The sequence below is a fragment of the Pseudomonas sp. genome (genome assembly GCF_050739995.1).
GTDB lineage: Bacteria > Pseudomonadota > Gammaproteobacteria > Pseudomonadales > Pseudomonadaceae > Aquipseudomonas.
The window spans coordinates 1-10,434 of the sequence record NZ_JBOICG010000347.1; the positions used below are offsets into that span (position 1 = coordinate 1).

Annotated in this window: 7 protein-coding genes; 1 reads left to right on the forward strand and 6 read right to left on the reverse strand. The window is 61.3% G+C overall.

Annotated elements, in window-relative coordinates:
- Positions 1 to 66: 66 nt before the first annotated feature.
- The 6 genes from ACRESD_RS11635 to ACRESD_RS11660 form a co-directional block, all read right to left on the reverse strand.
- Positions 67 to 636, reverse strand: coding sequence for a lipocalin family protein (locus tag ACRESD_RS11635; RefSeq protein ID WP_431751033.1), 570 nt, complete (start codon positions 634 to 636; stop codon positions 67 to 69).
- A gap of 30 nt (positions 637 to 666) precedes the next feature.
- Entirely contained in the window at positions 667 to 921 is a 255-nt protein-coding gene (locus ACRESD_RS11640) for a hypothetical protein (protein WP_060754591.1), read from the reverse strand.
- Positions 922 to 1,065: 144 nt separating this feature from the next.
- Complete coding sequence (locus tag ACRESD_RS11645) at positions 1,066 to 2,076, reverse strand: class 1 fructose-bisphosphatase (protein WP_003187818.1); 1,011 nt, start codon at positions 2,074 to 2,076, stop codon at positions 1,066 to 1,068.
- A 96-nt stretch (positions 2,077 to 2,172) separates the two neighbouring features.
- A complete protein-coding gene (locus ACRESD_RS11650; protein ID WP_431751034.1) occupies positions 2,173 to 3,522 on the reverse strand; it encodes a DUF3999 domain-containing protein in 1,350 nt (449 codons plus the stop codon).
- On the reverse strand, positions 3,522 to 7,034 hold the full coding sequence (locus ACRESD_RS11655) for a DUF2339 domain-containing protein (RefSeq protein ID WP_431751035.1): 3,513 nt from the start codon (positions 7,032 to 7,034) through the stop codon (positions 3,522 to 3,524). The genes ACRESD_RS11650 and ACRESD_RS11655 overlap by 1 nt, the downstream gene beginning before the upstream one ends.
- Before the next feature lie 200 nt (positions 7,035 to 7,234).
- A complete protein-coding gene (locus tag ACRESD_RS11660) occupies positions 7,235 to 9,685 on the reverse strand; it encodes a glycogen/starch/alpha-glucan phosphorylase (RefSeq protein WP_431751036.1) in 2,451 nt (816 codons plus the stop codon).
- Between the two features lie 227 nt (positions 9,686 to 9,912).
- On the opposite strand from ACRESD_RS11660, the gene ACRESD_RS11665 reads away from it, so the two are divergent.
- On the forward strand, positions 9,913 to 10,347 hold the full coding sequence (locus ACRESD_RS11665) for a YkgJ family cysteine cluster protein (RefSeq protein WP_017529542.1): 435 nt from the start codon (positions 9,913 to 9,915) through the stop codon (positions 10,345 to 10,347).
- Positions 10,348 to 10,434 lie beyond the last annotated feature (87 nt).

Here is a 10,434-nt window from a genome sequence, read left to right on the forward strand (position 1 = left end):
GATGTACCGAGGTGACTGCATCGCAGGCAAGCCAGCTCCCACATTTTGATTGGCTTCGATCCAGAATTACTGTGAGGTCTTGGCCATCTGCTGATCCGACGTACGCCAGATCAACCGAGTGGTGTCATACCCTTGCTGTCGCGCCCTGCTCAGCAGGTCTTCGCGGGTGTCGGCACTCACTGTCGGCGTGCGCGACAAGATCCACATATAGCGCCGGCTCGGGCTGCCAACAATGGCGGTCTTGTAGTCATCGCTGACGTAAAGCACCCAGTAGTCGCCCTTGGCGACGCCCGGCAACAGCGATGTGAACCAGTTATTGAATTCCACCCAAAGCTTGTCGGTCTTGCCCGGAACCTGCGGCGTGGCGGTGCCCTTGGCCTCTTCCCACTTCCACTCGGTCGTCAGACAACGATTGAACACCGACATGTCGCCATCCGGCAGCAAGGTGTAGCGGGCTTCGGACTGCGCGCAGTTGCGCTGGAAGTACATCGGCAATCGGGCCAACTCATACCAGGTGCCCTGGTAACGCTTGAGGTTGACGTTACTCGCGGTCTTGGGTTGCAGATCATCGCCAGAATGGCTGGCGCAGCCCGCCAAAAACAGGCTGGCACAAAGGTATATAACAAAACGCATCATTCTTTTTCTCCCGCAGGCTCGCGCCCCGGTTTACTTCAGGCCTTGCCCGGAAAACATCAGAACTTTGTCACCGGCGTACTGCACGCTGATAAAGCTGTTTTTATCGCCCCATGTGCAGCTGGACATACCCAGCGCACCAGAACAATCGGTCGGCTTGCCCAGCAACGACTCAACCTCAGCCTTGGCCATGCCGGCCGACAATTTCGCGTAGTTTTCTTGGGTGACCTTGCTGCAAGCGGCTAACAGCACGCAAAAAGCCAGCAAGGCGAGACGGCGTAAAGACATGGAAAAGCTCCTGGAGAGACAAAGCAGCTGGGGTATCTGCCAGAAGCTTAGAAGGGAAAAGAGGTGTCTGGTTCCCGACAAGCAAAAACAAAAAAGCCCCGAAAACGCTGAAACGTTTCGGGGCTTCTTCAATGGCTGCCTAGCTTATTTCTTGTGATACGCGGTCACGCGCTCAACTTCTTCCTTCGAGCCCAGGAACACCGCCACACGCTGGTGCAAACCTTCCGGCTGGATGTCGAGGATACGCTGATGGCCGTCGGTGGACGCGCCGCCCGCCTGTTCAACCAGGAAGGACATCGGGTTGGCCTCGTACATCAAGCGCAGTTTGCCCGGCTTGGACGGCTCGCGGCTGTCACGTGGGTACATGAACAGGCCACCACGGGTCAGGATACGGTGCACGTCAGCCACCATCGCGGCAACCCAGCGCATGTTGAAGTTCTTCTTCAACGGGCCTTCTTCGCCTTCCATCAACTCGTTCACATAGCGTTTCACGGGTTCTTCCCAGTGGCGCTGGTTGGACATGTTGATCGCAAATTCCTGGGTGGAAGCAGGAATGCTGATGTCTTCATGAGTCAGCACGAAGCTGCCCATTTCGCGGTCCAGGGTGAAGCCTTTGACGCCGTCGCCCAGGGTCAGCACCAGCATGGTCTGTGGGCCGTAGATCGCGTAGCCGGCGGCGACCTGCTCGGTGCCTGGTTGCAGGAAGGCCTTTTCGTTCAGGGCTTCGTTCTGGCTCAGGTATTCGTTCGGGCAACGCAATACCGAGAAGATGGTGCCGACCGGTGCGTTGATGTCGATGTTGGACGAGCCGTCCAGTGGGTCGAACACCAGCAGGTAGGCGCCTTTCGGGTATTTGCCCGGGATCTGGTAGGCGTTGTCCATTTCTTCGGACGCCATGCCGGCCAGGTGACCGCCCCATTCGTTGGCTTCGAGCAGGATCTCGTTGGAGAGTACGTCGAGTTTCTTCTGTACTTCGCCTTGGACGTTCTCAGTGCCCATGCTGCCCAGGACACCACCCAGTGCGCCCTTGGAGACGGCGTGGCTGATTTCCTTGCAAGCACGCGCCACCACTTCGATAAGGAAGCGCAGATCGGCAGGCGTGTTGTTGCTGCGGGTCTGCTCAATCAAATAGCGACTCAAGGTAACGCGGGACATGGAAGGCTCCGAAGAATGGGGGGCTTAAAAACCCGCGCAGTTTAACGCGAGTCGAGGCTTATTTCCTCTAATCAGAGGATTTAACGCCAATAGAGTTCACGGTTTGCCCTGAGGCTTGCGCAACAGACTGTAGGCCATCGCCCCCAGTGCCGCCACGCCGAGCAGTAGCACGGCCCATAAGCCAAACTTCTTCCAGTCGCCACCGACCTCGGGCGAAACAGCGACGGCCGGGGTTTTGACCACAGCCTCTCCCGTCACCACGGCCTGGCCCAGCGACTTGAGGCGCTCGGAACTGTAGTCAGGAATCAGCGTGGATAACGGCAAATTCGCCGCTTTCACCGACGCATTACCCAGCGCCAGGGTAAACGGCGGCTCGCCCCGCGCCAGGAAGACCAATTGCGTGGCACGCACGGCAAAGCTCAGGGCAGGCGCTTCGACGCCGAGGCCACCACCACGCTCGTCCACCTGCAACTTGAGCTCGCCAACGGCCACGCCAGGCAACTGCAATTGATCCTGCACCACGTCCTGGCCATTCTGGGTCAGGCGATACAACAAGGCATTGCTCAGTGGCTGCCAGGCCTGATTGACCTCACGGCGCCCCGATAAGGTCACAGGAGCCAACGTGTTGGGCTGCTTCAACTCGATACGCAGGCGCTCGACATGCAACCCCGTCGGCAGTTGCCAGCTGTATTCGCCAGCCTTGAGGCGTACGCCCGACAACGGCTGCGACCACACCAACGGCATCGGCAGGCTGCTGCTGGTAGCACTGACCAACTTGGCCGAGGTCAACTGCGGCGCCGCCTGGCCCTGCCAGACCAAACGCAGATAACGCGCCGACTGCCCCGGCAAGCTCACGTCATGCTGTTCGACCCGTTCGTCGGCAAACGACAGGCGCGCCACTTGGCCATCGCCCCAGGACTCCCAATGCTGCAGGTCATCGCTGGCTTCAATGCTGAAACGCTGGAAGCCATCCTGCTCGCGGCTCCAGTCCAGGCTTAGTTGCTGCAACGGAGCCTTGATCCCGCTGGCATCCAGAACCCAGCCGCGTAGCACCTGCTTGTCAGTCTTTGTGGCTGGACGGACTTCCAGCAAGGTGCCTTCGGCGGTGGATTTCATCACCACGCCAGGCAACGCTTCCTGCGCATCGGCGGCGTACAGCGGGAACCACTTCACATCGGCCACATCGCGGCTTTCGGTGCGCTGCGCTGACTGGCGCGACAGCGCATACGCCTGCGGCTCCCCGGCGGCGTTGAACACCCGCACGTCACTGAGATCCGCCTGACGAGCACTCAATTGCAGCGCCAGCGGCAACTCCACGCGATACCACGGGCCACTGCCGCTCACGGCCAGCGGCACCTGCGTGGTGAAGTCGGCCGGCCCTTCCTGGGCGTAAACCGCCGAACACAGCATCCCTACCACCCACCCGCCCAGACTCAGCTTGCCCATCAAGAAGACGCTCCTTCGGTTTCAATCACAGATTCGGCACGCTTGGGCGGCAGCGGTGCAAAGTAGCCCACCACCAGCAACAACCCGCCCACGCCGATGAACGACACAATCCGCGCCAGCCCGCCACGGTTGCTCAGTTCGACAAAGAACAGCTTGGCCACCACCACGGCAATCAGCGCCGCACCGATCAGCCACACTTCGCGACGATGGCGCAGGTGGCCGCCGATCATCAGGCCGAGGGCGATCAGGGTCCAGACGATGGACAGCCCGGCCTGGACCAGCATCGACTCCAGCAACGCGTCCAAGTGAAACGGTACGCCGCCCCAATGGTGGGCGGTACGCATCACCAACGCGGTAAAGAACGCAAACAGCGAAACACCCGCGACACCCTGGGCGACCCACTCGGCTCGCAGCCCGCGTTGCGGCGCCACACTGCGCGACCACAAGTACACACCCAACAGCGCGAACAACAACCCCAGGTCCAGCGGGTTGAGCAGCGGCACATACGGTAGCGGCTTGGCCGTGCCGTCACTGAAGATATTCGCCAACCAGAACCAGCCGAGCATCAGCACCGCCAACGGCAACGCCGCCAGTACACGGTACTCACGCGGATAAGCCGACACCGGCCACGGCCAACTGCGCGGCGCAGCCGCCAGCACCAGGTACAGGCTCGGTAGAATCGCCCAACCCAACCAGCGCCAGGCGTTGTACTCGCTCGACAGCAACAACAGGCCGTAACGCAGCTCCAGGGCCAACACACCGATCAACATCCAGCAGCCCAGCACATGAGCAATGCTCGACACCTTGCCTGGAACCACCGTCGCCAAGCGGCGCAGCGTGATGAAATGCACCCCAAACACCGCCAGCCAGGCCAGCCAGCCGTAGTGGGCCGCCGGGTGGTAATAAGCATGGGCAGACACCAGCAATACCAGGCCTGCCGCCAGCATCAGCAAGGTGCACAGCATGCCAAGCGAAGCCCAGCGCAAGCGTTCGGCCAAAAACGCCCAGATCGCCACACTCACCGCCGCAATCGCCAGCAGGAACGAGCCTTGCAATTCTTCAGGGATAAACCGTAGCACTTCGCCGATCAGCGCCATTGCCCACCACGCCGCACCCCACACCAGTAACAGGTCGGACAGGCGTTGCAGTTTCAACACGGTAAACACCGCCGCATGGGGCTCACGCTGCAAGCGCCAAGCGCCGACCAGGGCGGCAAGCCCCAAGACCATCGGTGTCCAGAAACCGCTGTGGGCCAGTGGCCGCAAACCGTCGCTGGTCAATGGTCCGAGCAACTCCGGCACCGCCAGCAGGAACGAGGCGCCGCCGACCAGTTGCAACAACAAGCCAAACACGAAGCTGACGCGTTGTTGCAGGTACAGGCTCAACCAGATGATCAACAAGCCACTGGCCGCCCACACACCGCTGGCGCTTTCCCATGGCAGGACGAACAGCACCGCCAGGTTGATCAGCACCAGACCGGCCAGCAACACCACCGACAACCCACGCAACAGGCGTACGTCGCTGCGCACCATGTCATCGCGCGCGGCCAACAGCATGCCGCCGACCAAGGCCAGTCCGATCAGTGAGGCAGTCAACAGGCCGGCCCAGCCCGCGCTGAACACCGCCACGCCATCACCGCCCTGCAAGCGCAACAGGAACAAGGCGCCGCCCAGCAACTGCACGGCGAAGGCCGTGAACAGGAAGGTACGCGAGCTGATGCGCAGGCCGATCAACAGCGTGACCAGACCGCCGATTGCCCAACTGATGGCCGTGCCTTGGGTCAGTAAAAACAGCGGTGCAAGCAGGTACAGGAAGCTCAAGCCCAGACTTGCCAGCACCGGCAGGCCTTTACGCTCCCAATCCGCCGCCTGCTCGGTGGACGCCTTGCGCAACTGATCGAAGCTGAACAGCAATGCGACACCCAACAGCAACGCACCCAGTGGCGCACCGTCGAGCAAGGTGAGTTCACCCACTCGCAGTTCACTGAGGAACGCCAGCGCCGAACCCAATTGCAGCAACAGGCCGAACGCCCGTGCTAATGGCCGATGCTGGCGCAGGCCAAGCCAGAAGACCCCGGCGCCCTCGACCGCCCAGGCGGCTTCCGTCCAGCGCGCATCAAGGCCCAAAGGAATCGCCAGGCTGGCAAAGATCACGCCCAATGCCAGGCAGGTTTCCGCCAGCAACAAGGCGCGCCCGCCACTGAGCAAGCGCGCCAGGCCCATGTAGATGATCCCAAGCCCCAGCGCACTGAACGCAGCGGCAAACTCCAGGTGCTGCACCAACGCGAACTGCAAGCCAAAGCCCACCAACGGCGGGCCGAACAGCATAGTGCCGTCGACGTAGTCACCCTTGGACGCCGACCAGCGCAGCAGTGCATCACGACCCTCGGGCGCCTCGCCCATCTCCAGCAACTTGCGCCGGGCGAACAGCAGGCCGATGGCCAAGTACATCAGGAAAAACAGGATCAGGAACGGCTCCGTGCTCCACAGCAGCTCCGGCGTATACGAGCGCATGCCCCACGCAAAGCCAATGCCGAAGGTGCCGACAAACCCGATCAGGTTGAGCAGGCGCCAGGCCTTGAACCAGGCAATGGCGAGGATGCCGGCGTTGAGCAGCGCAAAATAGCTGAACAGCGCCACATGATTACCGGCGCCGGTCGAGGTGAGGATCGGCGCGGCAAAACCACCCAGCGCCGCCGCGCAAGCCAGGCCGAGGGCATCCTGGGTGATCGCCAGGATTGCCGAGAACACCGTAACCGCTACCAACAGGCCCAACGCCGCACTCGGGTCAATCAACGGGTGCAGGCGCATCGCGGCGAACACGGTCAGGTACAGCACCGCAATACCGGTGCCTTGCAGCATCAAACCGTAGTTACTGTTGCGCAGTCGCAACCACCAGCCCAGGCCCAGCAGGCCGATGGCGGCAGCGGCGACACCCGCATACCGCAGCTCGATCGGCACCACCATGCCCTCGGTGGCGTAGCGCAACAGGAACGCCAGGCCGAGAAACAACAGCACCACACCGACACGCAAAACCGTATTACCGCCGAACAGCCAATTGCGTGCGCCGCTGATGGCGCGTTCGATCAGGTTGGGACCACGTGGAACGGCGGGCGCCTCAGGACGTGAAATGGGTTCTGGCGCCCAAACGTCATCCGGCAGCGGCTGGCTCGCTTCGGCGGCCATGATGGCAGGTGCGATGTCGGCAGGCAGCTCCCAAACCAGCTCGGGCATCGCGGTGACCGTCGTGGGCTCTGGGGCAGGCGTTTCGACAATGACCGGGCGGGTCGGCGCAGGCACCTCCAATTGATGCAAGCGCTCACCCAGGGCGATCAACGCCTTTTGCGTGGTTTCCAACTGGCCTGCCTGCTGCTCCGCCTTGGCCGCAAGCTGTGACAGCCGAATCGCCTGGCCGATGCCCAAGCCCAGCAGCGCGCCAATGCCTGCATCGCTGAACGACTCGTCGAGTGTCCAGCCGAGCACCAGGCCAATCAGCATGAAAATCCATTGCATGGTCGATATCCCTAAGCAGCCCGAGGCGGGCAAACCGAGGCCTAGTATATCGACGCGAGCCCCATGTGGAAGCAAGCTTGTGTGGGAGCCGGGCTTGCCCGCGATGCAGGCGCCTCGGTGTATCTGTCACACCAAGGTGATGCTATCGCAGGCAAGCCAGCTCCCATATAAGCCCGCACACATGTTCAGGTCAGCGATGATTAGTCGAGGGCTTTCCAGATTTCGGTAGCGTACTCGCGGATCGTCCGGTCCGAACTGAACCAGCCCATCCGCGCCGTATTCAACACCGCCGAGCGCCACCATGCCTTGGAGTCATGCCAATGCGCCTCGACCCGCGCCTGGGCGTCCCAGTAAGAGTCGAAGTCGGCACACACCAGGAAGCGGTCGTAGTCGATCAGTCCGTCGATCAACCCCACATAGCGGCCCGGATCATCCGGCGAGAACACCCCGCCACGGATCGCTTGCAACACATCGTTGAGGCGATAGGACGCAGCGATATCGGGACCCGCGTTGAATTCGCCGGCATGCTTGCGCGCTTCCACCTGCTGCGCACTGAGGCCGAAGATAAACATGTGCTCGGCGCCGACGCGCTCGTGCATCTCCACGTTGGCACCGTCCATGGTGCCGATGGTCAGCGCACCGTTGAGGCCGAACTTCATGTTGCTGGTGCCCGAGGCCTCAAAGCCGGCAGTGGAGATCTGTTCGGACAAGTCCGCCGCAGGAATGATGCTTTCTGCCAGGCTGACGTTGTAGTTGGGCAGGAACACCACCTTCAGCAAGCCGCGCACGGTTGGGTCGTTGTTGACGGTGCGGGCGATGTCGTTGGTCAGCTTGATGATCAACTTGGCCTGGTGATAACTGGCCGCGGCCTTGCCGGAGAAAATCTTCACCCGAGGCACCCAGTCGGTGCCCGGTTCGGCGCGGATCGCCTGGTACAGCGCCACGGTGTGCAGCAGGTTGAGCAATTGGCGCTTGTACTCGTGGATACGCTTGACCTGCACGTCGAACATCGCCGCCGGGTTGACCGCAATGCCCAGACGCTCGTGGATGATCTCCGCCAGTGCGCGCTTGCTGTGCAGCCGCTGCTCGGCGAAAGCCTTGCGGAAAGGTTGCTTCTCGGCAAAGGGCTCCAGCTCGACCAGGCGCTCCTCGGGTTTATCGAGGATGTCCGGACCCAGCGCCTCCACCAGCATCTCGGTCAGCTTGGGGTTGGCCTGGTACAGCCAGCGGCGGAAGGTAATGCCGTTGGTTTTGTTGTTGATGCGCTCCGGGTACAGCTTGTGCAGCTCGGAGAACACTGTGCTGCGCATCAGTTGGGTGTGCAGGCCGGATACGCCATTGACGCTATGGGAGCCAAGAAACGCCAGGTTGCCCATGCGCACGCGGCGGCCGTTGTCCTCTTCGATCAGCGACACGGCACGCAGCACGTCAAAGTCGTGGATGCCTTTGGCACGCAACGAGTCGATATGCTGGGCATTGATCAGGTAGATGATCTGCATGTGTCGCGGCAACATGCGCTCCATCAGACCTACAGGCCAGGTTTCCAAGGCCTCGGGCAACAGTGTGTGGTTGGTGTAGGAAAGGGTTTCGACGGTGACGTCCCACGCCGCTTCCCACGGAATGTCGTGCAGGTCGACCAGTTGCCGCATCAACTCGGCCACGGCGATGGACGGGTGAGTGTCGTTGAGCTGGATCGCCGCGTGCTCGCCGAGACTCAGCACCGAGCCGTGCATGTTCTTATGGCGGCGCAGCAAGTCTTGCAGCGAGGCCGAGACGAAGAAGTATTCCTGGCGTAGGCGCAATTCCTGCCCCGCTTCGGTGCTGTCGGCCGGGTAAAGCACGCGGGAGATGCTTTCGGCGCGGGCCACTTCGGCCACGGCGCCCAAATGGTCACCCGCATTGAAGCGTTCCAGGTGCAGGTCTTCCACCGCACGCGCACGCCACAGGCGCAGGGTATTGACGCTGGCACCACGCCAGCCGACCACTGGCGTGTCATAGGCAACCGCACGCACGGTTTCGTTCGGCGTCCATCGCTGGATCACTTTGCCGGAAGCATCCTCCAGTGTTTCAACGCTGCCACCAAAGCCAATCGGGTAAATCACTTCGGCTCGCTCGAACTCCCACGGGTTGCCGAAATCCAGCCAGCGCTCGGTCTGTTCCTGTTGCCAGCCATCGACAATGGCCTGGCGAAACAAACCGTGCTCGTAACGGATACCATAACCGTGGCCGGCAATACCCAAGGTTGACATGCTTTCCATGAAACACGCCGCCAGACGGCCCAGGCCACCGTTGCCCAACGCCGCGTCAGGCTCCAGCAGGCGGATGCGCTCCAGGTCCACACCCAGTTCGGCCAGCGCTTCGCGGGCGATCTCCAGCACACCGAGATTGCTCAGGCTGTCGTAGAGCAAGCGACCGATGAGGAATTCCAGGGAAAGGTAATACACCCGCTTCTGGCCTTTACGGTAGATGCGCCGGGTATGGTCCATCCAGTGGTCGACCATCTGGTCGCGAGCGGCCAGGGCGATGGCTTCGAACCAGTCATGGTCGAAGGCGTGATCCGGGTCCTTGCCCACCGCATAGGTGAGCTTGGTCAAGACGGCATCGCGGAATGCGGCTACCTCTGCTTCTCGTGCAAGCGGTTCCTGAGACATCGGTGTGACCTCGGGCGAGATTGAAGGAGTTGCTAGAGCCTAGTCGGTCTGACAGACGGTAGACGCGCTGGTTCGGCAGTTTTTTAGCTCATTCACCTTGGCGTGAATTTGATGCAGGGGTCGTGCCTGATCAGCCTTTGAGCTGAAACCCGCAAAATATTGTTCAAAAAACCACCAATCCCGGTATGATCGCGCGCCCGGACACAGCCCCACCTTTTGGAACCCTGATGAAGCCTCAACTGATCGCCGCCGCGGAACTCGACCGACTTGAAACGTGGCAGAAATATTCCGCGCATATGTGCGGTGGCTGCGTGTCCAGCTGCTGCACGCTGCCGGTCGAAGTGAAGATCAAGGACCTGATCCGCATTGGCATCGTCGATGAGTTCGAGCGCGGCGACCCGCCGAAGAACATCGCCAAGCGGTTGCAGAAGGAAGGCATCGTCGAGCGGTTCAACTCCAAATCGGAAATTTTTACCCTGCAGCGCATGAGCAACAACGACTGCCTGTACCTGGATCGTAAGACGCGCTTCTGCACTATTTATGACAAGCGCCCGGATACTTGCCGCAATCACCCCAAGATCGGGCCGCGGCCGGGGTATTGCGCATACAAGCCGAAGGAAGTGGTGCGCGAGACCAAGTTCAAGACCCTCGACAAGTTCTGATCCAAACCTTGTGGTGGCTTCAATGGCCTCATCGCAGGCAAGCCAGCTCCCACATTTTGATTTGTGAACACATTCAGATGTGGGAGC

Excerpts from the sequence above, each read along its gene's own strand:
- ACRESD_RS11635 (WP_431751033.1), bottom strand. The coding sequence starts at position 636 with ATGATGCGTTTTGTTATATACCTTTGTGCCAGCCTGTTTTTGGCGGGC.
- ACRESD_RS11640 (WP_060754591.1), bottom strand. The coding sequence starts at position 921 with ATGTCTTTACGCCGTCTCGCCTTGCTGGCTTTTTGCGTGCTGTTAGCC.
- ACRESD_RS11645 (WP_003187818.1), bottom strand. The coding sequence starts at position 2,076 with ATGTCCCGCGTTACCTTGAGTCGCTATTTGATTGAGCAGACCCGCAGC.
- ACRESD_RS11650 (WP_431751034.1), bottom strand. The coding sequence starts at position 3,522 with ATGGGCAAGCTGAGTCTGGGCGGGTGGGTGGTAGGGATGCTGTGTTCG.
- ACRESD_RS11655 (WP_431751035.1), bottom strand. The coding sequence starts at position 7,034 with ATGCAATGGATTTTCATGCTGATTGGCCTGGTGCTCGGCTGGACACTC.
- ACRESD_RS11660 (WP_431751036.1), bottom strand. The coding sequence starts at position 9,685 with ATGTCTCAGGAACCGCTTGCACGAGAAGCAGAGGTAGCCGCATTCCGC.
- ACRESD_RS11665 (WP_017529542.1), top strand. The coding sequence starts at position 9,913 with ATGAAGCCTCAACTGATCGCCGCCGCGGAACTCGACCGACTTGAAACG.